The organism is Acinetobacter sp. ANC 4910 (assembly GCF_004331035.1).
GTDB lineage: Bacteria > Pseudomonadota > Gammaproteobacteria > Pseudomonadales > Moraxellaceae > Acinetobacter.
The window spans coordinates 269,568-293,990 of the sequence record NZ_SJNT01000005.1; the positions used below are offsets into that span (position 1 = coordinate 269,568).

At 42.1% G+C, this 24,423-nt stretch carries 24 protein-coding genes, 4 tRNA genes and 1 pseudogene; 9 read left to right on the forward strand and 20 right to left on the reverse strand.

The genetic code is table 11. The features are described from left to right. Nucleotides 1-8 precede the first annotated feature (8 nt). The 7 genes from rimP to tpiA all read right to left on the reverse strand — a co-directional run bounded on the left by rimP (nucleotide 9) and on the right by tpiA (nucleotide 2,455). Complete coding sequence (gene rimP / locus E0H82_RS07675) at nucleotides 9-533, reverse strand: ribosome maturation factor RimP (RefSeq protein WP_131264096.1); 525 nt, start codon at nucleotides 531-533, stop codon at nucleotides 9-11. Between the two features lie 204 nt (nucleotides 534-737). Then, nucleotides 738-814, reverse strand: a tRNA-Met gene (locus tag E0H82_RS07680). Between the two features lie 95 nt (nucleotides 815-909). Beyond that, nucleotides 910-986: transfer RNA gene (locus E0H82_RS07685), tRNA-Met, on the reverse strand. A 71-nt stretch (nucleotides 987-1,057) separates the two neighbouring features. Then, nucleotides 1,058-1,134, reverse strand: a tRNA-Met gene (locus tag E0H82_RS07690). Nucleotides 1,135-1,182: 48 nt separating this feature from the next. After that, nucleotides 1,183-1,267: transfer RNA gene (locus tag E0H82_RS07695), tRNA-Leu, on the reverse strand. A gap of 53 nt (nucleotides 1,268-1,320) precedes the next feature. Next, nucleotides 1,321-1,650: a preprotein translocase subunit SecG gene (secG, locus tag E0H82_RS07700; RefSeq protein ID WP_016168397.1), complete on the reverse strand. Its 330-nt coding sequence runs from the start codon at nucleotides 1,648-1,650 to the stop codon at nucleotides 1,321-1,323. Between the two features lie 13 nt (nucleotides 1,651-1,663). Beyond that, nucleotides 1,664-2,455 (reverse strand): triose-phosphate isomerase, encoded by a 792-nt coding sequence (gene tpiA, locus E0H82_RS07705; RefSeq protein WP_131264097.1) that lies wholly within the window; start codon nucleotides 2,453-2,455, stop codon nucleotides 1,664-1,666. A gap of 280 nt (nucleotides 2,456-2,735) precedes the next feature. Here tpiA and pilB point away from each other — a divergent pair, with 280 nt between their 5' ends. From pilB to coaE, 4 genes are read left to right on the forward strand one after another with little or no spacing between them, the layout of a single operon-like run. Next, complete coding sequence (pilB, locus tag E0H82_RS07710) at nucleotides 2,736-4,442, forward strand: type IV-A pilus assembly ATPase PilB (RefSeq protein WP_131264098.1); 1,707 nt, start codon at nucleotides 2,736-2,738, stop codon at nucleotides 4,440-4,442. A gap of 28 nt (nucleotides 4,443-4,470) precedes the next feature. After that, nucleotides 4,471-5,697 carry a type II secretion system F family protein gene (locus E0H82_RS07715; RefSeq protein WP_131264099.1) on the forward strand — a complete coding sequence of 409 codons (1,227 nt, stop codon included), beginning with the start codon at nucleotides 4,471-4,473 and terminating at the stop codon, nucleotides 5,695-5,697. Then, nucleotides 5,697-6,557, forward strand: a complete 861-nt coding sequence (locus E0H82_RS07720) for a prepilin peptidase (RefSeq protein WP_131264100.1) — start codon at nucleotides 5,697-5,699, stop codon at nucleotides 6,555-6,557. Before E0H82_RS07715 ends, E0H82_RS07720 begins: the two co-directional genes overlap by 1 nt. A 2-nt stretch (nucleotides 6,558-6,559) precedes the next feature. Continuing rightward, complete coding sequence (coaE, locus tag E0H82_RS07725) at nucleotides 6,560-7,177, forward strand: dephospho-CoA kinase (RefSeq protein WP_131264101.1); 618 nt, start codon at nucleotides 6,560-6,562, stop codon at nucleotides 7,175-7,177. On the opposite strand, the gene E0H82_RS07730 is transcribed toward coaE, so the two are convergent. The 3 genes from E0H82_RS07730 to E0H82_RS07740 form a co-directional block, all read right to left on the reverse strand. Then, nucleotides 7,174-8,091, reverse strand: coding sequence for a DMT family transporter (locus E0H82_RS07730; RefSeq protein WP_131264102.1), 918 nt, complete (start codon nucleotides 8,089-8,091; stop codon nucleotides 7,174-7,176). The genes coaE and E0H82_RS07730 overlap by 4 nt on opposite strands. A 34-nt stretch (nucleotides 8,092-8,125) precedes the next feature. Then, entirely contained in the window at nucleotides 8,126-8,878 is a 753-nt protein-coding gene (rlmB, locus tag E0H82_RS07735; protein ID WP_131264103.1) for a 23S rRNA (guanosine(2251)-2'-O)-methyltransferase RlmB, read from the reverse strand. A gap of 135 nt (nucleotides 8,879-9,013) precedes the next feature. Next, nucleotides 9,014-9,337 (reverse strand): pyrimidine/purine nucleoside phosphorylase, encoded by a 324-nt coding sequence (locus E0H82_RS07740; protein WP_016168405.1) that lies wholly within the window; start codon nucleotides 9,335-9,337, stop codon nucleotides 9,014-9,016. A gap of 328 nt (nucleotides 9,338-9,665) precedes the next feature. Here E0H82_RS07740 and recN point away from each other — a divergent pair, with 328 nt between their 5' ends. The 3 genes from recN (at nucleotide 9,666) to ruvX (ending at nucleotide 12,430) form a co-directional block, all read left to right on the forward strand. After that, nucleotides 9,666-11,327 carry a DNA repair protein RecN gene (recN, locus tag E0H82_RS07745; protein WP_131264104.1) on the forward strand — a complete coding sequence of 554 codons (1,662 nt, stop codon included), beginning with the start codon at nucleotides 9,666-9,668 and terminating at the stop codon, nucleotides 11,325-11,327. Nucleotides 11,328-11,439: 112 nt separating this feature from the next. Beyond that, nucleotides 11,440-11,994, forward strand: coding sequence for a YqgE/AlgH family protein (locus E0H82_RS07750; protein ID WP_104441194.1), 555 nt, complete (start codon nucleotides 11,440-11,442; stop codon nucleotides 11,992-11,994). Continuing rightward, nucleotides 11,987-12,430, forward strand: a complete 444-nt coding sequence (ruvX, locus tag E0H82_RS07755) for a Holliday junction resolvase RuvX (RefSeq protein WP_131264105.1) — start codon at nucleotides 11,987-11,989, stop codon at nucleotides 12,428-12,430. The genes E0H82_RS07750 and ruvX overlap by 8 nt, the downstream gene beginning before the upstream one ends. A 44-nt stretch (nucleotides 12,431-12,474) precedes the next feature. Here ruvX and E0H82_RS07760 read toward each other — a convergent pair whose 3' ends face one another. The 3 genes from E0H82_RS07760 to E0H82_RS07770 are packed head-to-tail and all read right to left on the reverse strand — an operon-like array spanning nucleotide 12,475 to nucleotide 15,816. Then, nucleotides 12,475-13,479 (reverse strand): HlyD family secretion protein, encoded by a 1,005-nt coding sequence (locus E0H82_RS07760; protein WP_131264106.1) that lies wholly within the window; start codon nucleotides 13,477-13,479, stop codon nucleotides 12,475-12,477. A gap of 38 nt (nucleotides 13,480-13,517) precedes the next feature. After that, nucleotides 13,518-13,727 carry a DUF1656 domain-containing protein gene (locus tag E0H82_RS07765; protein WP_131264107.1) on the reverse strand — a complete coding sequence of 70 codons (210 nt, stop codon included), beginning with the start codon at nucleotides 13,725-13,727 and terminating at the stop codon, nucleotides 13,518-13,520. Nucleotide 13,728: 1 nt separating this feature from the next. Further along, on the reverse strand, nucleotides 13,729-15,816 hold the full coding sequence (locus tag E0H82_RS07770; protein WP_165492933.1) for an FUSC family protein: 2,088 nt from the start codon (nucleotides 15,814-15,816) through the stop codon (nucleotides 13,729-13,731). 439 nt (nucleotides 15,817-16,255) lie between these two features. On the opposite strand from E0H82_RS07770, the gene E0H82_RS07775 reads away from it, so the two are divergent. Beyond that, nucleotides 16,256-17,035 carry an IclR family transcriptional regulator gene (locus E0H82_RS07775; RefSeq protein ID WP_131264108.1) on the forward strand — a complete coding sequence of 260 codons (780 nt, stop codon included), beginning with the start codon at nucleotides 16,256-16,258 and terminating at the stop codon, nucleotides 17,033-17,035. Nucleotides 17,036-17,292: 257 nt separating this feature from the next. Here the strand turns inward: E0H82_RS07775 and pgsA are convergent, their stop codons facing one another. The 4 genes from pgsA to E0H82_RS07795 all read right to left on the reverse strand — a co-directional run bounded on the left by pgsA (nucleotide 17,293) and on the right by E0H82_RS07795 (nucleotide 21,202). Beyond that, the gene (pgsA, locus tag E0H82_RS07780) at nucleotides 17,293-17,880 is read right to left on the reverse strand and encodes a CDP-diacylglycerol--glycerol-3-phosphate 3-phosphatidyltransferase (RefSeq protein WP_131264143.1); all 588 of its coding nucleotides are present in this window, start codon (nucleotides 17,878-17,880) and stop codon (nucleotides 17,293-17,295) included. 108 nt (nucleotides 17,881-17,988) lie between these two features. Continuing rightward, nucleotides 17,989-18,783 (reverse strand): thioesterase family protein, encoded by a 795-nt coding sequence (locus E0H82_RS07785; RefSeq protein WP_131264109.1) that lies wholly within the window; start codon nucleotides 18,781-18,783, stop codon nucleotides 17,989-17,991. 101 nt (nucleotides 18,784-18,884) lie between these two features. Then, nucleotides 18,885-20,690: an excinuclease ABC subunit UvrC gene (gene uvrC / locus E0H82_RS07790; protein ID WP_131264110.1), complete on the reverse strand. Its 1,806-nt coding sequence runs from the start codon at nucleotides 20,688-20,690 to the stop codon at nucleotides 18,885-18,887. A gap of 137 nt (nucleotides 20,691-20,827) precedes the next feature. Beyond that, on the reverse strand, nucleotides 20,828-21,202 hold the full coding sequence (locus E0H82_RS07795; protein WP_131264111.1) for a winged helix-turn-helix transcriptional regulator: 375 nt from the start codon (nucleotides 21,200-21,202) through the stop codon (nucleotides 20,828-20,830). A gap of 104 nt (nucleotides 21,203-21,306) precedes the next feature. On the opposite strand from E0H82_RS07795, the gene E0H82_RS07800 reads away from it, so the two are divergent. Next, nucleotides 21,307-22,308 (forward strand): zinc-binding alcohol dehydrogenase family protein, encoded by a 1,002-nt coding sequence (locus E0H82_RS07800; RefSeq protein WP_131264112.1) that lies wholly within the window; start codon nucleotides 21,307-21,309, stop codon nucleotides 22,306-22,308. A 65-nt stretch (nucleotides 22,309-22,373) separates the two neighbouring features. Here E0H82_RS07800 and E0H82_RS07805 read toward each other — a convergent pair whose 3' ends face one another. From E0H82_RS07805 to E0H82_RS07815, 3 genes and pseudogenes are all read right to left on the reverse strand, one after another. Further along, nucleotides 22,374-22,796, reverse strand: coding sequence for a PH domain-containing protein (locus tag E0H82_RS07805; protein WP_131264113.1), 423 nt, complete (start codon nucleotides 22,794-22,796; stop codon nucleotides 22,374-22,376). A gap of 113 nt (nucleotides 22,797-22,909) precedes the next feature. After that, nucleotides 22,910-23,137: pseudogene (locus tag E0H82_RS07810) on the reverse strand (lipid A hydroxylase LpxO); the annotation flags it as partial. A 182-nt stretch (nucleotides 23,138-23,319) separates the two neighbouring features. Then, nucleotides 23,320-24,297, reverse strand: a complete 978-nt coding sequence (locus E0H82_RS07815) for a hypothetical protein (protein ID WP_131264114.1) — start codon at nucleotides 24,295-24,297, stop codon at nucleotides 23,320-23,322. Nucleotides 24,298-24,423 lie beyond the last annotated feature (126 nt).

The following is a 24,423-nucleotide window of genomic DNA, read 5'->3' on the forward strand; positions in this document are numbered from 1 at the left end:
AAATTGAATTAATCTTGATAAACCAGATTTGCTTTGTCGATATTGTTACTATCAATTTCAAGCACTTGTTGCTTTTCTACTTCAACCTGAATCACTTCATTTTCCAGATCTACCGCAACCAATTTCGCTTGAAATTTGCGACGATTTTCAACAGCACTGATCAGGCGTAAAGCAACTTGTTGACCAATATATGCCGGCATCTGCTCCAATTGGAAAAATGGACGATCCCAACCTGGAGAAGACACCTCAAGTGCATACTCACCAGAAATTGGGTCATGAACATCAAGCATAGCACCCACTTGTTGAGTGACACGCACACAGTCTTGTACGCCAATACCACGGCCAAGCTCAAGCTCACCGTCTTCACTGATCATTGGTTCTACATTTTCATCAACAGCTTTGTCAATATAGATACGCAATAACGAACGTTTGCCCTGAGGGACAAATTCAATCCCCCATAGGTCTACATTACAAGCTTGCACTGCAGGAACGATTAAATCTTGGAGTGCTTGGGTTTTATTTGATAACTTCATTTACTCTCGTCATTTTGTGCGATTTAATGGCCGTGTTGACCGATGAAACAGACCTACTATAGTGAAGCATGACTATTTGACCAATTGATGTCGACACTACACGATAGCCAATAAAAAAGGGCGCAATCGCCCCAATTATTACACAGAAAACCAATGTCCACTGTGCAAAAAGGCCCACCTTGTTGTGAGCCTCTTTTAGAAACTTGGTAGCGGGAGCTGGATTTGAACCAACGACCTTCGGGTTATGAGCCCGACGAGCTACCAGACTGCTCCATCCCGCATCAACGTGCAAAAATTATATACAAATATTAAATATTTTTCAATCTAAATCGAAAGACTTCATACTTGCTTTGATTTAGTTGCACCTAAATCAAATTGGTAGCGGGAGCTGGATTTGAACCAACGACCTTCGGGTTATGAGCCCGACGAGCTACCAGACTGCTCCATCCCGCAACAAAACGCAAAATATCTTAATTTAATTACTTAAATTACTTATTTTAGTTTGCTTCTAAAATAAGGTTGATTGGTAGCGGGAGCTGGATTTGAACCAACGACCTTCGGGTTATGAGCCCGACGAGCTACCAGACTGCTCCATCCCGCATCAACAGATTTGCCGCATACACCAACTTAATCTTCTGGATTCATAAGTTGGTGCGGAAGGGGGGACTTGAACCCCCACGCCCGAAAGCACTACCACCTCAAGGTAGCGTGTCTACCAATTCCACCACCACCGCAGCTGTGACGCATTCTAGTAGCATCGCCACAAAAAAGAAAGGATTAATTCTAATTATTCGCTCGTTTTAGGCGCAGCTGGCGAAGTTTCACCCGAATTGGTTGTTGCAGGCGCTGTTGTCTGTACAGATTTCAAGCTATACGCTTCTGTAGTTTGCTGTTTTGCGAATACAGCCAGCGTTAAACTGGTAATAAAGAATAAGGCTGTCAAAATCGCGGTTAGGCGTGTTAAGAAGTTACCTGAACCTGACGCACCAAAAACCGTCGCAGCGCCACCGCCACCAAAAGAGGCACCTGCATCTGCGCCCTTACCATGCTGTACAAGAATCAAGCCGATCATTAATACGGCAAGAATAATATGCACCACCAGCACAAAAGTATGCATGATGAACTCCTCGTTATTTTGTATGGGCAAAGGCCTGAGCGATTTGATAAAAAGATGCAGCATTCAAAGATGCTCCACCCACTAAGGCGCCATTAATATCTGGACAGGCCGCTAACTCTACTGCATTTTCTGGCTTAACACTACCGCCATATAAAATTGGCATTGTGCTACCCAATGTTGTGAGCTGTTTTAAACCTTCACGAATTTTAGCATGCATGCTTTGTGCATCTTCTGGTGATGCAGTTTTACCTGTTCCAATCGCCCAAATTGGCTCATAAGCAATCACGATCTGCCGCCACTGCTCTGCTGTGACGCAACTTGCAATATCACAAATCTGTTGTAATACCACTTGATCAGCTTGACCATTCTCACGCTGTTCTAGGCTTTCACCGACACAATAAATGACCGTCAAACCCTCTGCCAAGGCATGCTTTACTTTTTCGCGAATGACTTGTGGATGATCACCAAAAAATTCACGGCGCTCAGAGTGACCAATCAATACATGTTCAATTGCACTATCTTTTAATAAAGTGGCGCTGACTTCACCTGTATACGCCCCAGTTCCCGCCATACGAGAAACATCTTGCGCAACCACATGAACAGCACAGCTCGCTTGTTTTAATTCGTCTTTTACGAGATGTAGTGCGATTGAAATCGGTGCAACTGCCAAATGACATTGCGCTGGAGAAATTTCATTCTTGTTCAATAATTCTTTAAATTCATTTATAAGTTGTTTGGCATTCACCTGCATTGGATTCATTTTCCAATTCCCTACAACCCAAGGCGTGATCGTCGAATCCGACATACTTAACCCATTCACAAAACAATTGATTTAAACGGCGACATTCTACACGGAATTCTTTATCGAGAAGATAATTTTCTTGACAGTTTAGTATTAACTTCACTTTTTTATATTTTTTTCAGTCATTAAAATGGCAAAAAAAATCAGTTTCATTAGACTGGTTCAAGCTTTTCATGAATAGTTAGCGAAACACAACACTTTCAGATATGGTATTTTTATACAACAAAAGTATAATTTTACGATACCAATTATAAACAATTTAATTGAAGTAGGCATTGAGCGAATGACAGCACTACAAGGTTCTCCACGATTTACAGGTTTTATTCGCCGTTTGGTCGAAGATGGAATCGTTTCTACTGAAAACATGCAGGCTGCTGTTAGCAGTGCAAAGAAAACCAACCAAGATATTGTTCCTTATTTGATTGAGAATTTAAAACTCAAACCAATTGTCATTGCCGAAAAAATTTCTGAAGAGTTTGGTGAGCCCTTATTTGATCTTTCGACTTATGACTCTGCTCATATTTTAAGAGATGTCGTTGAAGACAAATTGATTACCAAATTCCGCGTTTTGCCCATTTTCCGACGTGGTCATCAACTCTTTGTTGCAACCAGCAATCCGACCCATATGGATGCCATGGATGCGATGCGTTTCAACAGTAAGCTCAGCATTGAAGCCATTATTGTTGAACATGACAAATTAGAAAAAATTATTGAACAAAATTATGCCGAAGAAAGTACCTTCGAGTTTGATGATGACTTTGAATTGCATGTCCATGAAGAGCATACGGATCAAGAAGATAACGATGATCAACCTCAAGAAGATGAAGCCCCAATTGTTAAATATATCAATAAATTATTGATTGATGCGATACGTATGGGTGCATCGGACTTACACTTTGAACCGTATGAAAAAGTATATCGTGTGCGCTACCGTGTGGATGGCGTTTTACGCCAGATTGCTACGCCACCATTACAGTTAGCCAACCGTCTTGCTTCACGCTTAAAAGTCATGTCGCAAATGGACATCGCTGAAAAACGTGTTCCTCAAGATGGACGAATTAAACTTAAAATATCAAAAACGAAAGCTATCGATTTTCGTGTCAACTCACTGCCGACACTTTTTGGTGAAAAAATTGTACTGCGTATTTTAGATCCTTCGAGCGCAATGCTGGGTATTGATGCCTTAGGTTATGAACCTGAACAAAAAGCCTTATTTATGGAAGCTCTGGAAAAACCACAAGGGATGCTACTCATCACAGGTCCCACAGGTTCAGGTAAAACGGTTTCTCTCTATACTGGTTTGAATATTCTCAACAAAGAAGACACCAATATTTCAACAGCTGAAGATCCCGTCGAAATCAACCTGGAAGGTATTAATCAGGTTAACGTGAACAATAAAGTTGGTCTAACCTTCTCAGCAGCATTAAAGTCGTTCTTACGACAAGATCCAGACATTGTCATGGTCGGTGAGATTCGAGATTTAGAAACTGCTGAAATTGCGATTAAAGCCGCGCAAACGGGTCATATGGTGATGTCTACCCTACATACCAATAGCGCACCAGAAACCCTGACGCGTTTAAGAAATATGGGCGTCCCTTCCTTTAATATTGCAACCTCTGTAAACTTAGTGATTGCACAACGACTTGCTCGACGACTTTGTCCACAATGCAAAGTACCTGCTGAAGTACCCAAAAATAGTTTGTTAGAAATGGGCTTTAGCGAACAAGAGATACAACAGCCAGATTTCAAAATTTTTCAACCTGTCGGTTGTTCAGAATGTCGAGACGGCTATAAAGGGCGTGTCGGGATCTATGAAGTAATGAAAGTTACATCTGAAATATCCAAGATTATTATGGAAGATGGTAATGCAATTCAAATTGCAGAAGCATCGGCAAAATTGGGGTTTAATAATCTACGTATTTCAGGTTTGAAGAAGGTCATACAAGGGGTAACTTCACTACAAGAAGTCAATCGTGTGACCAGCGAATAAAGTACGTATTTAAAATAAGGATAAACGCATGGCTGTCAAAAAAGCACAGATGATGCCAACCTTCAGTTATGAAGGAGTTGACCGCAAAGGGGCAAAAATTAAAGGGGAACTCCCTGCACGGAATATGGCTTTAGCTAAAGTCACATTACGTAAGCAAGGAGTGGCCATTAAAACCATTCGAGAAAAGCGAAAAAATATTCTTGAAGGTTTATTAAAAAAGAAAGTCAGCACACTGGATATCACTATTTTCACACGCCAATTGGCCACCATGATGAAAGCAGGTGTCCCTTTGGTACAAAGCTTTGAAATTGTGGCTGAAGGCTTGGAAAACCCGTCAATGCGGGAAGTGGTTTTGGGTATTAAAGGCGAAGTTGAAGGCGGTAATACCTTTGCTGGTGCGCTAAAAAAATACCCCCAGTACTTTGACAATTTATTTTGCTCTTTGGTCGAATCTGGCGAACAATCAGGCGCGCTTGAAACCATGTTGGATCGTGTCGCAATCTATAAAGAAAAAAGCGAACTCCTGAAACAAAAAATCAAAAAAGCCATGAAATATCCAGCCTCTGTAGTTGTGGTTGCAATTATTGTCACCATTATTTTGATGGTCAAAGTGGTTCCTGTTTTCCAAGATTTATTTAGCTCATTTGGAGCTGATCTACCAGCTTTTACCAAAATGGTGGTGAATATGTCGGAATGGATGCAAAAATACTGGTTTATTCTAATTATTGCGATTGGTGTTTTGATTGCTGTATTTCTTGAAGCAAAGAAACGCAGTAAAAAATTCCGTGACTTTTTAGATAAAGCGGCATTAAAAGCCCCTATTTTTGGTGATCTGGTTTATAAAGCCATCATCGCGCGCTACAGCCGTACTTTAGCCACCACCTTTGCTGCAGGTGTTCCACTGATTGATGCTTTAGAATCGACTGCTGGAGCAACCAATAACGTGGTCTATGAGCAAGCGGTACTTAAAATTCGGGATGATGTTGCGACTGGACAACAGTTGCAATTTGCCATGCGGGTCACGGATAAATTCCCTGCTATGGCAGTACAAATGGTTGCCATTGGTGAGGAATCAGGTGCACTGGATGCCATGTTGGATAAAGTCGCCACACACTATGAAAATGAGGTGGATAACGCCGTCGATGGCTTAACCTCAATGATGGAACCCTTAATCATGGCGGTTCTTGGGGTTCTTGTCGGTGGTCTGGTCATTGCCATGTATCTTCCAATCTTCCAAATGGGCTCTGTGGTTTAATGCAAGATTTACTTTATTATTTCATTCAAAACCCAACTGCACTTTATGTCGCGGTTGGGATTTTTAGTTTATGCATTGGTAGTTTTTTAAATGTTGTCATCTATCGCACCCCAAAAATGATGGAGCAAGAATGGCGTCAAGACTGTCAACTACTCTTACATCCTGAACAAGCCATTTTGGATGAGAAAAAACTCAGTCTCAGCCAGCCCGCTTCAACCTGCCCAAAATGTAACAAACCTATTCATTGGTATCAGAATATCCCTATCATTAGCTGGTTAGCATTACGTGGTAAATGCGGAACCTGTAGTAACCCGATCAGTATCCGCTACCCTTTAGTTGAATTGCTGACTGCCATCTGTGCTTTAACAGTCGTCGTAGTCTATGGTGCAACCCTTCAGATGCTGTTTGGTTTGATTCTCACCTATACATTAATCGCACTAACATTTATTGATTTCGATACCCAACTTTTACCCGATCGTTACACTCTACCATTGGCGGCTTTAGGGCTCGGAATTAACAGCTATTCAATTTATACCTCTCCAAGTGTTGCTATTTGGGGCTATATCATTGGTTTTCTTTGCCTCTGGATTGTGTATTACCTGTTTAAAATCATTACGGGTAAAGAAGGCATGGGTTATGGTGACTTTAAATTGCTAGCCGCTTTAGGGGCTTGGATGGGTCCCTTACTGCTACCTTTAATCATATTGCTGTCTTCACTGGTCGGTGCAATCATCGGAATTATTCTGCTTAAAATCCGTAAAGAAAATCAACCTTTTGCTTTTGGCCCCTATATTGCGATTGCAGGTTGGGTTGCCTTTTTATGGGGTGAGCAAATTATGAAAGTTTATCTAGGACAATGAGCATGCAAGACCCATTCATTCTCGGTCTTACAGGTGGGATTGGCAGCGGGAAATCTGCTGCTAGTCACTGGTTTGAAACCCAAGGTATTCAAGTGGTTGATGCGGATATTGTCGCGCGTGAAGTCGTCGAACCCAATCAGCCTGCCTTATATGCGATTCAGGCCGCCTTTGGCGACTGGGTCCTCGATAAAACAGGGGCACTGAATCGCAAAGCTTTACGTGAGCATATCTTTCAACATGTTGATGCACGTAAAATCTTGGAAAGTATCACCCATCCTGCTATTCGACAATCAATTCTTCAGCAATTGCAGAATGCCACAAGTCCTTATGTGATTCTGGTCTCACCACTACTACTAGAGACCAATCAACATGAGTTAACTGATCGTGTCTTATTAATTGATGCATCGGAAGACTTACAGATTGAACGTGCCAGCCAAAGAGATCGCCAAAGTATTCAGCAAATCCGACAAATTATTCAAGCACAAATGCCACGAATGCAAAAACAACAGCTGGCCCATGATATTGTGCTCAATGATGGTCATCTCAGCCATCTTTATGCACATCTTGAACCTTTACATCAAAAATATTTAAGCATGGCACAGCAAAAGCAGTCAGTTTAAGATGACCTCTTTTGCTGATCGAGCTGTGCTTGTAACGAATCTTTACGCAACCAGCGCCATGGCTGCAAAGCCCCAATTCCCATCCCCAGCAAACCGCACATAATTGCCAAACTTAAGGGTTCATGCAATAAAGGCACAGCCAGAATCGCGGCAATAAATGGCGCCAAAGTCACAATACTACCTGCCTTAAATGCACCGAGTCGCTTGATTGCTTCCACGTAAGTTAGCGTTGCAACAATCACCACAAAAATGCCATGGAAAAGTGTTTGCAACAACAAATGCATCGGTTCTGGTTGATCGAGATGTTTCGGTAAAAATAGCAGATAGATAGGCAAGTAGATGATGGCAGACCAAATCGCGACACTCGCCATGGAATGCCAAGCGGAAAGTTTCCATTGCCGCAATAGAACCGTAAAAATCCCCCACCAGATTGCACTCAACAGAAACAGTAAGTCACCAAAACCAAAAGCAACCCCAGTTTCCTGATACATCAGATAAGACATAGAGCCAATCGCGGTCAGCATAATCGCCAAACTTAGCCACGTATGGCGATCAAAAGGTTGTTTAAACAGTAAATATGCCGCGATTGCAGTACATAGTGGTAAACAACCATTCAAGAAAATGGCCGCATGTGCCGCAGGAACATAATGAAATGCACTATATGACGTTAAACAATACGCCACACCACCGATAAGTGCCAAAATGATCGGTTGTTTATGCCATAAAAAAGCAGTGTCTTTTTTATAAATGAGAATGGGCGTTAATATACAAAAAGCCAATGAAAAACGCAGTGCGGTGATATCCCACGCACTGATATGCCATTGTGCACTTAAACGAGAAGTCAAAGTAAATCCGCCCCAAATGCACATGGTAATGGCAACAAACAAATAGCCTTGGGAGCGGTGTGAAATCATCTTTACAACAGTATGCTAAGCAATAAAAACTAAATTAAACGCTTTGACGTTGGCGACATGCTTCATAGAGTGCCATGCCCGTTGCCACACTCACATTCAAGCTTTGTAAATTGCCTGCCATCGGAATATAAACGGTTTGATCACATTGAGACTGGGTAATTGGACGCAGGCCTGTATCTTCAGCACCCATCACCACACATACGGCGGTTCCAGTAAAATCGAACTGTTGTAATGGCAAAGCCTTTTCATCCAACATGGTCCCTACCACACGCACATTAAACTCATCTTTAATTTGCGCTAGAGTCCGTGCCAAATTGGTCACTTGGATAAATTTAACTTTTTCAGCACCGCCCGCTGCAACTTTACGTGCTGTTGGGGTCAAACTTGCAGAACGATCACGCGGCACAATTACAGCTTCCACACCCATAGCAGCCGCAGTACGAATACACGCGCCTAGGTTATGTGGATCGGTAACTTGGTCTAAACCCAGCAATAAACAATTGGGTGATTGCTTCAGTAAGGCTTCCAGATCTTTTTCATTGAAGACTGGATTAGGACGGACGGCGGCCACTACCCCTTGGTGGAACGGCAAGCCTGCCATTTTTTCTAATCGATCACGACCAGTTTGCTGTACGCTAATACCAAACGGTTCAGCCAACTCAAGTACACGTTTTAAACGTTGGTCATCACGCCCTTTTAAGGTGAACAAAGTTAGAACACGTTCAGGCTCCAATTCTAAGAGCGACTCTACCGAATGAACGCCATAATAATATTCAGGTTTTGCCATGAACAACCTCGAGTAAGCAAAAAGATAGGAGAAAATACAAAAAGAAAATCCTGCAAAGTTGCCTTTACAGGATTTTAACTTAAGCCGTAGTTTAACTGATTTTCGTTAAAATAGCTTTGCTTATCCGTCCTAGACTTAGCCTTCTAAGTGGCACACATAGTCTAAAACTTCATCTGTTTCAATTTTAAAACGGCTATTGCCAGGCACATAAAATGATTGGCCTGCACGGAACAATTCACTTTCTTCGCTATCCGCAATTTTTACACGGCACTCACCCGAAATAATTTCCATACGCTCAGGCACATGTGTTTCAAACGTTAAGGCTTGTTCAGTTGGAAGAATAACGCCTAGGGTTTTTTTGGTTCCATCTTCAAATTGAACGGTATGGCTAATGCATAATCCACCAAAGTAAACGTTCGATTTTTTGATAACTGATACATGATCAAACTGAGCTGACATGCGTATTCTCCAGATGATGCGGATAAATATCTTAATGATTGATGTAGTTTAAATAGGCAATAGCAACTAATCAATCGGTGTTTATCTGTAAACAGCATTTTTACTAGAAAACCTAGAGTCACACTTTTACAGCCCCATTTTAACTGAAAAATTGTATATGATTGATGCTTGAGACTCAAATTGCTTTAGTCTTAAATCTTTACTATGCAATTGAAAAATTTACGCTAATATAGAATCCAACACAGTTTCAGCACAGACTGAACCTTGTGAGAATTAAAAAATTTGACTATCTTACAGAAACCAAACTTTTCGCAGCTTGGACGCGTTTATGCTGACACATTTAACTCTCATCAATTTTGCCTTAGCTGATCACTTAGCCATTGATATTGATCAAGGTTTTAATGTTCTTACGGGTGAAACTGGTGCAGGAAAATCATTATTACTGGATGCACTTTCAGCCAGCTTAGGCGAGCGCACAGACACCAATTATGTGCGCTATGGGGCAGATAAGGCCGATATTACCGCCGTGTTTAGTTATGAACAGCATAGCCCCGAAGCCTCTTGGTTACAGCAACATGAGTTAGATGATGATTCAGGTGAAATCCATTTAAGACGCGTCATCTTTGCCACTGGCCGTAGCAAAGCTTGGATTAATGGTCGTCCCAGCAGTTTGTCGGAACTCAAAGAGTTAGGGCGACTTCTGGTTCAACTCTATAGTCAGCACAGTCAACAGCAACTTTTAGAGCCACCTTATCCGAAGCACTGGCTTGATCGTTACAGTAATTTTGTGCAACCTGCACAACAGGTCAAAGAAGCCTATTCCGATTGGCTGCAAACCATTCGTCAGCATCAAGCGGCTCTCGATGCCCAAGCCAGCCGCAAACAACGTATTGCAACCCTTGAATTACAACTCGAAGAATTAGAAGAAGTGGTTCAATTGGCGTATAAAGAGATTGAACAGGAGTTTGATCGACTCAGTCATCATGAACACATCATGCAAGATTGTAGTTATGCCTTGAATACACTGGATGAAGCAGAGCAGAATATCAATCAGGAATTGTCAGGACTCATTCGCCGCTTAGAATCCCATGCGGGACGCAGTGAACAATTGGCAGAAATACATAATTCCATTCTGAATGCACAAAGCGAATTGGATGATGCAACAGCAAATTTACGCCAGTTCATTGACCGTCAAAGCTATGACCCTGAGCGCATGGAAGAATTAAATACCCAACTTGAAGTGTTCCATCGTTTTGCCCGTAAATACCGCACACAACCTGAAGCTTTAAATCAAGAATACCAAAGCTGGCAAGCAGAGTTAGCACAGTTACATGCCCTAGAAGACCCTGAAACTTTAGCCGAACAAGTCGAACTGGCACATCAGGACTTTTTAGCGAAAGCGCAGCATCTAGATGAAATCCGACGTGCGGCAGCAACACCATTGGCCAAACAATTAACCGAGCAAGTAAAACAACTGGCGCTGCCAGAAGCCCATTTTGAGTTTAAGTTTGAACCGCTAGAACAAGCTTCTGCCGATGGACTAAGCTTTATCCAATTACTCTTCACTGCCAACAAAGGCATTCCAGCACAACCATTGGCACGTGTGGCTTCAGGGGGAGAACTTTCACGTATTGCCCTCGTGATGCAAGTTATGAATGCCGAAAAAACCGAAGCTGAAGTCTTGGTCTTTGACGAAATTGACGTAGGCATCAGTGGTGGTACTGCCGAAATTGTCGGTCGCCTACTGGCTGATTTAGCCCAGCATGTACAGATTCTCTGTATTACCCATCAGGCGCAAGTAGCAGCACAATCTGATCAACATTTACTGGTGAAAAAACAGCAAACCGATCCTGCCAGCAGCACCATTATTTCACTCGAAGAATCGCAGCGAATTTTGGAATTGGCACGGATGACAGGTGGTGTTGAAATTAGTGAAACTACGCTACAACACGCAAAACAACTCAGACAATTAAAATTCCAGCCCGTATAAATTTAAGGTCAAAGCTGTAAAAAAAGATTGGTGAATAGCGCAAAGTCTTGTAAGTTGAAAGTCTACGGACTGTAGTCATCGCATAGATGACTTTTAAAGGAGAAATGCTTAGGTGACCAAACAATATCTCACGCATCGCTGTCTGATTGCCCCGCCAGAAATGAAAGATGAGTTTTTCGCTCATACTGTCATTTATTTGGCTCGACATGATGATGAAGGTGCGCAAGGCATTATTATCAATCGACCTTCTGGCATTTCCGTAAAAGAATTACTTAATGATCTAGAAATTGATGCTGATAATGTGCATCCACATGATGTGTTACAAGGTGGCCCTTTACGTCCAGAGGCTGGCTTTGTGTTGCATACAGGACAACCCACTTGGCATTCATCGATTGCCGTTGGGGAAAACGTCTGTATCACGACATCTAAAGATATTTTGGATGCGATTGCACATAATGAAGGTGTAGGACGTTATCAAATTGCCTTAGGCTATGCCAGCTGGGCAAAACACCAACTTGAAGATGAAATCACTCGGGGTGACTGGCTGATTTGTGATGCCGATATGGATTTAATTTTTAACTTGCCTTATGGCGACCGTTGGGACGCAGCATACAAAAAAATGGGCGTCGACCGTAATTGGTTATCTTCAGAGATTGGTCATGCCTGATTTATCTCAACCGCAATTAATTATGGCCTTTGACTTTGGCACACAAAAAATGGGTATGGCTGTCGGGCAGTCTATTATTTCCAGTGCTAATCCACTGGCTTTATTTCCCATGAAAGATGGTATTCCCCATTGGGACAATTTACTAAAATTGGTCAAACAACATCAACCGAACTTATTTTTAGTCGGATTACCGTTGAATATGGATGATAGTGAGTCGGAGCTTTCAACCCGCGCACGTAAGTTTGCTCGTCGTTTGCGCCATCAAACCAATATTGAAACCCTGATGGTCGATGAGCGCCTAACCACCCGCGAAGCGCGCGATGAACTCGATCATTATCAAGCGCAAGGTCGTGGGAAAAAACTTTCCGCCGACAGCCTTGCTGCCGCATTACTGATCGAAAGTTGGTATCGCCACCCAGAAGGTGTTCAACCTTAAAATTTGATCTGGAAAAGGGTTTTTATAATCCTTTTCCACATTTACTACTGTTTGGTCTGGATATGAATAGTGGCTGTTCGACCTGCAACAAAAGCCAACTGGTTTTTCGGCATTTCATCTAACACAATTTTCACAGGTACCCGCTGTGCCAAACGTACCCACGTAAAAGTTGGATTTACATTTGCCAACAAGGTAGAACTATTCGAACGCTCACGGTCTTCAATGCCTGAAGCAATCCCCTGCACATGACCTTTAATTTTCTGATCATCCCCCATCAACTGTACCGTAGCAGGATCACCAATTTGAATATGATTTAATTTGGTTTCTTCAAAATAACCGACCACATACAGTTGCTGACGATTAACTAAAGCGGCAACAGCATCCCCAGTTTTGACATAATTACCCACCTGTAAACTAAAGTTAGATAGGCTCCCATCCGCAGGCGCAAGTACCTCGGAACGAGTCAAATTGAGCTGTGCCAAATGCAAATTACTGCTTGCGACATCAATTAACGCTTTTTGTTGCACAATATTGGCTTTGGCTTGTTCAATGGCTGCCAACATTTGCTCATGCTCGGCATGCGATTGATCGCGCGCTGCGAACATTTGATCCTGTTCTTGTTTCGAAATTGCACCCTCCATCAAATTGCCGTAACGACTGGCATTTTTATCTGCCAAATTGGCATTGGCTTGTGACTTAATCATGTTGGCTTTGGCCTGAGCCAACGCTGCTTCTGCTTCTGCCAAACTTGCATGGGCTTTAGCTAAATCAGATTTTGCCTGTTCTACATCCAATGCCTGACGCGCGACATCAATTTTAAACAGCACCTGCCCTTTTTTGACAGTTTGGTTATCTTCAACCAAAACCTGAGTGACTAAACCAGAAACATCCGAAGATACTTGCATAACGTCCCCTCTAACACGACCATCACGTGTCCAAGGTGCTGAATTATAATAATTCCATAAATGCACCACCACGTAGATCGCTGCCAGTAACATCACGGTTGTGACGATGGGGCGGATTACTTTACGTGTATCCAAGGTATTCATTTCTGCTTCCTCTTAACTAATTCAATCATCTGTATGGCCTAAATACCCCAAAACACCAAAAACCCTTCATGCACGCCCATTAACAAAATGATATAGAGGCAAATATTGAAGACCCCTGGCAATGCGACCCAACCTTTATCCAGCCATGGGTTGGTCAAGATTGAAACTCCTTTAAAAATTAAAAATGTAACAATTGCTTGAATCAGGAAAACAGGAATATAAATTCCATACGCATTGAACTCTCCCATCTTAAGCTCCTGTTACTGCCGCACGTGGCATTTTCTCTGAGGGATGCTCATGAAAAATACTGCTGCGGATATTGTTAATATTCATTTTTACCCGCATACAAAAATCTGCATTCGGTTCATCTTGTAAGCATTGCTCTACATGCAACAACTCAGCAAAAACCTGCTGTTTTAACGCTTCAGGTAAAAGCTGTTGTTTTTCTTGCACCCAAAAGGCTTGTTCTAAGCTGTGTTGTAGCGCAATAAAAGCCTGTTGTAAGTTCACACTAATGTCCGGATTCTGGACAAATTCAGCCAGTCGACTCAAATTAATGACAGCACTGCATTCAACCAGTGCCATATTCATGGCCTGTTTGAGCTGCTCGGACTGAACCAACTTGGTATTCAACACACCAATACGGTCAAGCATACTGCGTAAATGAATTCGGAATTCAACACCATACGGAATAAATAAGGCTTCTCGCATAGCACGGTAATGCAAAGCCAAAATACGGCTGGCCGTAGTTTCTGGCGACATGGCTCGAATAAAATAAATGGCAAAAATCGAGATAATGGGACCCACAACCCCAGCCAAAGCGGTATCAATCAGTAACACAGCATCGGTGCTATAGCGATTTTGCAAATTTAAACTCATGATGAAGTTAATCAGCATCGGCAAAGCCAAGCCCATTAAGGGCGGATTCGGCAACATACTTAGCAAATATAACGACAGCGGAGCAAGCACAAATGCCAACTGCCAGAACTCATGCACTTCGGGCATAATCACAAAGGCATAGAACATGGTAATGATTGCCGCATAGACTGAACCACGAATAAACAAACGTAACGCAGGTACAGGGTTGTCCAAGCCTGACAAAATACATACCGTAACTGCGGTCAACTGCGCCATCATATAGCCCGCATGCCAACCACTATAAATCCAAAGCAAAAATGAAATAATCGTGGCAATCACTGCGGCGACAGCACTCCGTACCGCCACACCATGGTCTCGATGTAAACTCGGATACGTCGTGGTTAAAGTGACAATCTGCTCTGGAATACGTTTATCACCTTGCTGGATCAAATCCCATAAACATTTAATGGTCACGACATTTTCTACAAAATGACGAATGTCCATTTTTAAGGCATGTAAAATGATCTGTTGTTCAGCCGTCGCCAATTCCGATAATGCAGTAAAATCTTGCTCAAAGCTGTCTGGTAGTTGCTTTAGTTGATCAACTCGCACGTGGTGCTGTGCTCGTAAAAACTGTAAAACATGCTCATGCAGCACTGGTAAAACTTGCCGATAACAGGTATCAATTTGATCTAGCTGTGCAACCCGTTCAGACATGGCCACCAAATTGGCAACCGTCATGCTGACTTGGTGCAATAACTCTTGCAGTGACTTGGTCATCCCTTGTAGGGCACCACGCTCATAACTTAAATGTACCGCTAAAGCATGAATATCTGAAGTATCACGGGTAATTGCCGCCAACAGTTGGGTATAACGATGGCTGTGTTCTGGGTCCGTCAAAATGCTGCGAAAAACTTGGCGGGTATCATCCAATGTCTTTTGCACTCGCTTTTGCACTAGCGTACCTAAATGCACTGGAAACAAGGTGCTCGATACCACCGCGCTACATACGACAGCGACTGAGATTTCCAAAATTCGCCCCAAGGCCATATCGAACACGCTATGGGTACTAATGCTATTAATTGAGCTACACACCACCATGACTGTGGTATAACCTGCCAACATAAAGACATAGCTACGCGGCGTACGGTCCAATAAAGAGAGATATAGGCATAGTCCCACCCACCCTGCTAGAACCAGTGTAAAGAAGATAGGAAGATCAATAAATTGTGGTGTCAGCACAATGGCAACAATCCCACCGATCAATGTTCCCAAAATGCGGTAGACCGCCTTAGAGGACACCATTCCCGCATAAGGATGTGCCACAATAATCACTGTCCCTGCTGCCCACATGGGATAGGTCAGGTCGAGTGAAAATGCAATAAAAAGAGCCAATAACATCGCCACAAAGGTTTTAACGGCAAAAACCATATCCATGCGACTTGGACGAAAGGCTAAAATTGGCTTAATTAACAACATCGCCCCATCCTGTAGACGAAATTAAATGGATCATCTTTTTCAAAGTCACACCAATGTCGACAATATCAATACGCAAGCTCTGTCCCATCCGCTCAATTACGGTAACAGAAGATATTCAAAAATGAGAGGGCAAGTTTTAACGTTAGGAAAACGTCATAACTGCAATTCAAGCGTAAATTTTGAACAGAAAAATTTACAGTGAGAAGTTCAATCCTGTTATTTTCATAATAATTACGGTAAAAGTCAAATAAAATATCTTATTGTGATAATTTGATTTGTTATTTACAAACTTACTGGCATTAAATTTAATCAAATTATCGATGATCGCTTAATTTAAAATCTCCCATCGTTTTATGACAAAAGCTCTGCATGACCAACAACAATTTGTTATAACATCACTTTAAATGTCTTTTTCTTTTTGACGTTGTGGCTTCTTCTTATGACACTTTCTAGTTTTGGTAAAATTCTCACCGTTTTAGACCTGTTTTCAGTGTCTCGCCCAATCATTAATGTCGATATCATTAGTGAAGAACTTGGCCTTTCCAAACCAACCAGCTATCGCTATTTAAAAGAATTGGTTTCTGCTGAACTATTACAACGCTTAAGTGGAACTTCTGGCGACTATACGCTCGGCTCAAAAATTGCCGTTTTAGATTATATTTCACATAAATCTAATCCATTGATTCAAATCAGTATTCCTTTCATGAAAGAAATTGCTGAACGAACAGAGTTTTGCTGTCTATTGACGCATTTAAATCATGATTCTTGCATCGACTTGCATCATGAAGTCACCAAAGGGGTAACTTTATTGTCCTACGGTCGAGGCTGCCCTCGCCCAGTCTATGTAGGGTCATCTCCAAAAACCATTATTTCACACTTACCCAAGCAAGGTATTTTAGATTATTACCAACGCTTTTCGACCCAATTGGCAGAAGTTGGATTTGCTCAGAATGACCAAGAATTTCTGAATAAAATGAAAAAAATCAAGAAACAAGGCTATTATTTCTCAAATGGTGAAGTCGATCCAAATGTATCGGGTCTATCTGTTCCCATCAAGTTTTCTAGTAAAGAACCCCCGTTGGCTCTGACCGTACTCGGCTCAAGAAAACGTTTCGAATTTGTCAACCTAGACAAACTGATTGAAGTTTTACATAGCAATGCCGCCTTGATTGAACAACAATTTATCGCTTTATCGACCCAACCCCCAGCTGAAGTGTAAGTTGTGTCACGTATACAAGAATTGAACAAATTGATTTAGCTTTTCTGGTTGATAAAGCCAACAAATTCTCATAATATGATTATAGTTCTTCAGCGGCTTTACGTTTCCATGACGTATTGCATGCGCTATTCTCCTCAGAGTTAAAAAGCTCAAGCCGTGTCTTGGGCTTTTTAATGTGCGGAGCATTTTAAATGGCTGTTTTTAATTTTCAGACATAAAAAAAACTCCATATTTGGAGTTTTTTTTAATGCGCTCAATTAAGGCTGCTTTAAATACGGCCATGCCGCTTTTAAATAAATGAACATTGACCATAAAGTCAGCACAACTGCCGTATACAGCAGTAAATAAGCCAGCGTTTCTAAGGGTTGCCAATTGAGTAAAAACACTGAAATTGCAATCATTTGAAAAGCTGTTTTGTATTTACCAACGGTAGAGACTGCCACATTGGTTCGTGCTCCAAGCTCTGCCATCCACTCTCTTAATGCAGAGACCGTAATCTCACGCGAAATAATCACAATTGCCGCAAAAGCCATTGAAATGGACGGCTGCCATTGCACCAAGACAATTAAGGCCGCTGCAACCATGAGCTTATCTGCTACAGGATCAAGGAAACGACCAAAAGCAGACGTCTGATTTAAAGTTCTTGCCAAATAACCATCAAACCAATCTGTCACCGCGGCAAGGACAAAAATCGCAGTCAAAATAAGATGCCGTGTTAAGCCCCCATCATGTCCTGCAACACCAATGGCGGGTGGCCAATAGGCAATTAATAAAAATACAGGAATCAAGGCGATACGCGCCAAGGTCAAGATATTTGGAATATTCAGGATTCGACCTGCTGTCATAGACACCGCCAACTTTTCCCCTTTATGAGCGATGACTTTATGGTTCAAACGAACACATTTAACTCATCGTATTTAGCGCCACTTTATACGAATTGAGGTACAGTGTCACTAGGCAAACACTGTAACTGTCTGCCTTGAAATCGCAATTAAACGATTTTTTGCATCCCACAAATGTGCATATTCCGTGGCATAGCCTTCCGCAGCGTAGTCAGTAAATACTTTATATTTAAACCAATCATGTAAATTTTGCTGTAATGGATTGACATAAGTCACATGCCACGTCAAAGAACTGGCAGGTGCAAACGTCTTAAATAGCGGTAAAACCCCAGGTGGCCAGATATCAAAAAGCGTCATTAGGTCGGCAACCTCAAAAGGCCGATTGCTATGCTTTTCGGGATGAAACCGACACCAACCACCAAAGTCACTTTGTTCACTGCCAGTACATGGTGTTTCACCTTCAGCCCAACGCACATCAAACTGCTGATAACACTGCGGAAACTCGCAATTCAGCTGCATACCTTGTAAATGCTGGGGTGCCAGATAATTAGGTGCCGCGCGTTCTTGGCGCACATAAATTTCAGAAGATCGGGCAGCACCAAAACTGGCAATTAAAATACTTTGTACGGCATCGTCTTGCCATAAGCGGACTTCAATGGTGGTCACGGACTTACCCTGACGTAAAATCTCGGCAGTCAGCCGTGCTGTGCCTTGTTGTACAGGTCCAACAAAAGTGACACTGGTACTCAATAACCGTTTAGAACTATCCGCAATGCTCACCAATGCCTTTTGCATCATCAGGCCCGCAACCACGCCACCGTAAATTGTTCGGCCCTGTAACCAGCCTGTCGGTATTTCAATCCATTCATTCTGCTCAAGTGCTTGATACACAGCTAACAGTGTCATGCCTGTCTCTTATTTTATCCTTTAGCAAAGATTGTTCACCATGTAGTCGCATTTGTGAATGCCATATGACTCACGCGTCACTGAGCATTTTTGCTATTTACTCATAGAGATTCATGCAAAATTTTATAAATGGTACGCGCCATGACTTCCCCCAAACCGGGCACGAGCATAATTTCATTTTCCGAAGCTTTCAGTACCCCTTGAATACCCCCAAAATGCGTGAGTAAATCACGACGGCGTTTCGGTCCAAGCCCTGGAATAACCTCTAAAATAGAAGAACCCCGCTTCTTATCTCGTTTAGCACGATGTTTGGTAATGGCAAAACGATGCGCTTCGTCACGCACTTGCTGAATTAAATGTAAAGCCTTGTGATCTTCGGGCAATTGGATTTTAGTGCCATCCGTAAAATGTAGTGTTTCTAGTCCAGGTTTACGCCCCTCACCTTTCGATACCCCTACCATAAAGGCATCTAGCTCTAAATCCTGCATCACCTGCATTGCCATATGCAACTGGCCTTTGCCGCCATCAATCAGCAATAAGTCAGGCAGCATGGCTTTTTTATAACGGCGAGTCAGCGCTTGACGCATCGCTGCATAATCATCGCCTTCGGTAATATCCTGAATCGAGAACTGACGGTAATCGCGTTTTCGCGCGCCACCCGCATCGAACACCACACAAGAAGCAACCGTAGCTTCACCCATGGTATGGGAAATATCAAAGCATTCAATCCGATCGACAGGGCGACCGACCACCTGCTCGAGTTGATGAAAACGCTCATTGAGTTCTAAATGATTCGCCAATTTGCCTTTAATGGCATGTTGTACATTCATTTGTGCCAACTCTAGCCACTCAGCTCGAGTTTCACGCACATTGTGTTTAATTTGGATTTTTTGTTCAAAATGCTGCTGTAAAGCCTGTTCCAATTCTTTTCGATTGGGAATTTCGACATTCACAATCAATTCATTCGGAACTTCATCTGCCACCTGAAAATAGAAGTTGGCCATAAATTCCGACAGCATTTCACTCAGATCATCGCCCAACATATCGGGGAAATAAGCTTTTCCGCCTAGCATTTTGCCATTCCGGACATGCATAATTTGCACGCAGGTCACGCCCGCCTGAAAGGCAATTGCCAAAATATCGGCTTCGCCCTTAATTTTATAAATGGCTTGCTGCGCCTGTACATCACGTAATAAGGCCATACGATCACGATAAAACACCGCTTTCTCGAATTCTAACGCCTCAGCCGCAGCTTCCATTTTCTGAATCAATTCCTGATTCAGCTCTTTGGTATCACCTTTTAAGAAGCGAATGGAGTTATTCACGTCTTCCTGATAATCCTCAGGACTAATCAAGCCGACACAGGGTGCAGAACAGCGTTTAATCTGATACTGCAAACACGGACGCTTACGCTGTGAAAAATAGCTATTTTCACACTGCCGGACATTGAACAGTTTCTGAAGCACCAACAGCGTATCACGTGCATTATAAGCACTCGGATAAGGTCCAAAAAACTTGCCGATTTGATGTTTGCCTTTGCCGCGTCCACTGGCTATGCGCGGATAAGGCTTGTCTGCCGAAATAAAGATATAGACATAGGATTTATCATCGCGCAGCATAATATTGTACGGCGGACGATGCAGTTTAATCAGGTTTTGCTCAAGCAGTAATGCTTCGGTTTCAGAACGAACCACCAAAGTTTCAATATCATAAATCCGTGCCACCAGCGCCTGAGTTTTAGGATGCTCAATGGTTTTCACAAAATAACTCGATACCCGATTTTTCAGATTTTTGGCTTTGCCCACATACAGTAACTCACCCTCTTTACCCAACATCCGATAAACACCGGGCAAGGTGGTCATATTGGCCAGAATCTTTTCGATATGTTCGCGGGCGTTTTCGTTCACAGTGCGTTAAAACCTTGGAAAGTTATTCAATAATGTGGATGTGCCAAAGGGCGTTTTCAAGCCAGTTGATTAAATCGTTTGCTTGATAAACTGAACACGATGATTTTATAAATCACTTACAACTACATGTCTAAAGTCTACTCTACAGCTTGAAGTTGTGGCATCACTTGTCCATACAGATCCATATGCTCATCTCCCCAAGCTTTTAGCGCCAATAAAATTTCACGTAAGCTCATACCTAAAGGCGTCAAACTATATTCCACTTTTGGTGGAACTTGCGGATAAACCTCACGATGAATAATTCCATCCTCTTCCAGCTCACGCAGTTGATTGGTCAACATGCGTTGAGTGACATTGGGAATTCGTTTACGAATTTCACCAAAACGTAAGGTATGCTCGGTTAACAAATGCCATAGAATGATACTTTTCCACTTGCCATCTAAAATGCCGATTGCAGCCTCAACCGCACAGCCTGGACTGCAATTCAATCGAGAATGCTTTGCTTTACCCATTTCAATAGTATCCTTTTCTACACTATATGCAGAATTTAACCGTATATACTTAATTTAAAACTACGCTAAGATTTTAATCATAAACCCAATTTGAGATTAAAAATATGAAAGCTGTTGGATATTTACAAGCCGGCGATGCCGAGCAATTACAAGATATTGAACTCCCAACGCCTACCCCAAAAAACCGAGAAGTCTTGGTGGCAGTCAAAGCCGTTTCCGTAAATCCTGTCGATTGTAAAATCCGCACCCGCGTTTCACCCGAACAGGGACAATATAAAATTTTGGGTTGGGATGCCGCAGGTGAAGTGGTCGATGTCGGCCCAGATGTAGAACACTTTAAAGTGGGCGATCAGGTTTGGTATGCAGGTGACTTGACCAAAGCGGGCACCAATGCCGAATTCCATACGGTCGATGAACGGATCATTAGTTTAAAACCGCAAAATCTATCTTTTGCTGAAGCGGCGGCATTACCACTCACCGCCATTACTGCTTGGGAAATGTTGTTCGACCGTCTACAAGTACAACAGCATGATCACCCGCATGAATCCATTTTGATTATTGGCGGTGCAGGAGGTGTCGGCTCGATGGCCATTCAACTGCTCAAAGCCAAAACCCAATTGCAAGTGATTGCCACGGCGTCTCGTCCTGAAACGCAGGCATGGGTGAAACAGTTAGGCGCAGACATTGTACTTGACCATCGTCAATCCTTGGTTGAGCAACTACAGGCACAAAATATAACGGCACCACGTTACGTATTTTCAACCACACACACAGGCAGTTATCTTACCCAGATTGCTGAACTGATTGCACCACAAGGTCGGTTTGGTCTAATTGATGATCCTGAACAGTTAGATATTAATCTGTTTAAACGTAAATCAATCGCCGTGCATTGGGAGTTTATGTTTACCCGCTCTATGTTCCAAACGCCTGACATAGCAGCACAATCCCATCTTCTGCAACAGGTCGCGCAACTGATTGAAACAGGGAAAATTAAAACCACCCTGAATCAGGTCATGGGCAGTATCAATGCGGAGAATATCCGTCAAGCCCACCATGCGATTGAATCAGAACGGACTCAAGGCAAATTGGTGCTTGAAGGTTTTTAAATGCTAAAAAGCCCGCTGTCTAACTGATCAGAGCGGGCTTTTTATACGGTTGAACTTAAGACTGATTAATCCTTAGACTGCTGTGCCTGTTGTAAGGCTTGCGTAAAAGCCTGCTTGTCTTTGGGTGAAATTAAGATGAATTTGGCTTTGTCCTCTTTTTGATAATCAATTTGAAGACGATCTAAAGAAAGTGCAGGTGAAGCAATGGAATTATTGCTGGGACTGATCTTTTGAATGGCAGACAAGGGAATTTTCCATGTCAAAAACAGACTGGTAATGACCAATTGCTCTGCTTCAATCCGATATTGTGTGTTCCATACAGGCCACCACAGCACCGCTATGGTCAACACATAAGTCAAGGTATGCACAGGATATTGTGCCATGCTTCCTTTGGCATACATGGTCAATAACAACTGAAGCAATAAGCCCGTCATGGCAATAATAAAACCTAAAATCCACCAATCTTTTTTTGAACGAAATTTTTGCATAATCCCCCCTTTTAGGCTTATCTTACACAAAAAATACCCAACTGTAAGATACAACGCGTATGACTTTTAGACCTAAAAATGTCCCGCAGGACGTTCTGGTTTAGCAATACATAGAATATGTAAGGACGTACAAAGATCAGGAAAAAAATACCCAACATCAGGAACCATTTCAAGAAATAGTACAATTTGCGATTGGTTTTCTTTAAGGCTTTGGTTTTTAACAGCTCTGGATAAACTGTTCCAAAAACCTGATTCAAACCGCCCGTTTGATCCTCTGTTTCATTGGGTGAACTGGCCGCTGTCATAACATTTTTACCAAACCAATGATTAAACTGTTGCATCAAACGGGTCTTTAAAGATAATCCACTTAATCATACAGCACTCTTTTCATTGCTTCTGATGGTCACGTCCTACAACGTGACCATGGAGCTAGACCTTAATTTTGGCAAAATTTTATCAAATTTAATGCACAAGTTCATGTCAGTATCCGATGATTGCCATCCAAACGGTCTCCCCCAATAAATTAACGAATGAAGTTTAACGTCGCCAATTTATCTGCTGCAACTTGGTTATAGATAAAACAGCCTCGCTCCCAACTCGCAATGGCAAGTTTAGAATTTCTGAGTTGTTCTGGATTATCTTGATAAATGCCATATGCAATGCTGTCTTGTTCAAATTGAATTTGGTTCTTTGTCGTCCATTCATTGGCACTATTCAAATTGGCAGCATAAACCTGATCATTGAATTGCACTTTGCTTAAACCTGAAATTTCCTGCCCCGTCACACTGCTAAAAACAACGCTCCAATCTAAGCGAGTTGCCCATTGCCCCATAACATGTTCTATTCCCAGCTTAGGCCACTGTTTTTGCGCCAAACTGGCAGTGAACTGGTTTTGTGCTTGCACCTGAGCAAAGGTTTGTGTTTCTGCACGATCAGTTTGAAAGCTAAAATAGGATTGATTATTTTTCGTGGAGATCAAACGGTAACAGGTACTGCCTTGTGGAAATTTTTCTGCACCATAAGAAGCTAAAAAGATTCGTGCATTGGCATATGGACTTTGAGTGTCAAAACGTAAGTCGCGATAGCCTGGCATGACTGTATCAAAGATGTTTTTTCCACTTAACGCGACCTTTTCGAATTTCCAGTCTGTTTTCAAATCGGCAATTAAATTTAAAGTCCAAGCTGACATTGAATGCACATCAATGTCAGCTTGATAACGCTGAGACGGTTCATACACGGCTTGTTGAGTCACAATATATTGATTCAATGGCTGATGACTGTCTGCAGTCACAATTTTTCTATTTTGCAATTCAAAATGCGAAACGCTAAAAGCATCACCCTTATCATCAAAATAATACTGGATGCGATAGTATTTGGTACCGTTGGCAGTATCTTCTGGTGCAGGTTTAAAGTTGCTAGCACCATCGCCACCCCCTCCACAAGCACTGAGCAACAATGAGATTAAAGGTAACAGCAATAAATGTTTATTTTTTAAAGTCATGATATTTTCTTTTTTGAATGGTTGTTAAAATAAAACCCGCACAAATTTTAACTTTTCTTAATAGATAATCAAGTCATATAAAATAAAGTTCTCTTCTTTGTCATTAGTGGAAAAGTCCAAAATACA

What these genes read in the sequence shown, in the direction of transcription:
- rimP (WP_131264096.1), bottom strand. Translation starts at nt 533, where the DNA reads ATGAAGTTATCAAATAAAACCCAAGCACTCCAAGATTTAATCGTTCCT.
- secG (WP_016168397.1), bottom strand. Translation starts at nt 1,650, where the DNA reads ATGCATACTTTTGTGCTGGTGGTGCATATTATTCTTGCCGTATTAATG.
- tpiA (WP_131264097.1), bottom strand. Translation starts at nt 2,455, where the DNA reads ATGTCGGATTCGACGATCACGCCTTGGGTTGTAGGGAATTGGAAAATG.
- pilB (WP_131264098.1), top strand. Translation starts at nt 2,736, where the DNA reads ATGACAGCACTACAAGGTTCTCCACGATTTACAGGTTTTATTCGCCGT.
- E0H82_RS07715 (WP_131264099.1), top strand. Translation starts at nt 4,471, where the DNA reads ATGGCTGTCAAAAAAGCACAGATGATGCCAACCTTCAGTTATGAAGGA.
- E0H82_RS07720 (WP_131264100.1), top strand. Translation starts at nt 5,697, where the DNA reads ATGCAAGATTTACTTTATTATTTCATTCAAAACCCAACTGCACTTTAT.
- coaE (WP_131264101.1), top strand. Translation starts at nt 6,560, where the DNA reads ATGCAAGACCCATTCATTCTCGGTCTTACAGGTGGGATTGGCAGCGGG.
- E0H82_RS07730 (WP_131264102.1), bottom strand. Translation starts at nt 8,091, where the DNA reads ATGATTTCACACCGCTCCCAAGGCTATTTGTTTGTTGCCATTACCATG.
- rlmB (WP_131264103.1), bottom strand. Translation starts at nt 8,878, where the DNA reads ATGGCAAAACCTGAATATTATTATGGCGTTCATTCGGTAGAGTCGCTC.
- E0H82_RS07740 (WP_016168405.1), bottom strand. Translation starts at nt 9,337, where the DNA reads ATGTCAGCTCAGTTTGATCATGTATCAGTTATCAAAAAATCGAACGTT.
- recN (WP_131264104.1), top strand. Translation starts at nt 9,666, where the DNA reads ATGCTGACACATTTAACTCTCATCAATTTTGCCTTAGCTGATCACTTA.
- ruvX (WP_131264105.1), top strand. Translation starts at nt 11,987, where the DNA reads ATGCCTGATTTATCTCAACCGCAATTAATTATGGCCTTTGACTTTGGC.
- E0H82_RS07760 (WP_131264106.1), bottom strand. Translation starts at nt 13,479, where the DNA reads ATGAATACCTTGGATACACGTAAAGTAATCCGCCCCATCGTCACAACC.
- E0H82_RS07765 (WP_131264107.1), bottom strand. Translation starts at nt 13,727, where the DNA reads ATGGGAGAGTTCAATGCGTATGGAATTTATATTCCTGTTTTCCTGATT.
- E0H82_RS07770 (WP_165492933.1), bottom strand. Translation starts at nt 15,816, where the DNA reads ATGTTGTTAATTAAGCCAATTTTAGCCTTTCGTCCAAGTCGCATGGAT.
- E0H82_RS07775 (WP_131264108.1), top strand. Translation starts at nt 16,256, where the DNA reads ATGACACTTTCTAGTTTTGGTAAAATTCTCACCGTTTTAGACCTGTTT.
- pgsA (WP_131264143.1), bottom strand. Translation starts at nt 17,880, where the DNA reads ATGACAGCAGGTCGAATCCTGAATATTCCAAATATCTTGACCTTGGCG.
- E0H82_RS07785 (WP_131264109.1), bottom strand. Translation starts at nt 18,783, where the DNA reads ATGACACTGTTAGCTGTGTATCAAGCACTTGAGCAGAATGAATGGATT.
- E0H82_RS07795 (WP_131264111.1), bottom strand. Translation starts at nt 21,202, where the DNA reads ATGGGTAAAGCAAAGCATTCTCGATTGAATTGCAGTCCAGGCTGTGCG.
- E0H82_RS07800 (WP_131264112.1), top strand. Translation starts at nt 21,307, where the DNA reads ATGAAAGCTGTTGGATATTTACAAGCCGGCGATGCCGAGCAATTACAA.
- E0H82_RS07805 (WP_131264113.1), bottom strand. Translation starts at nt 22,796, where the DNA reads ATGCAAAAATTTCGTTCAAAAAAAGATTGGTGGATTTTAGGTTTTATT.
- E0H82_RS07815 (WP_131264114.1), bottom strand. Translation starts at nt 24,297, where the DNA reads ATGACTTTAAAAAATAAACATTTATTGCTGTTACCTTTAATCTCATTG.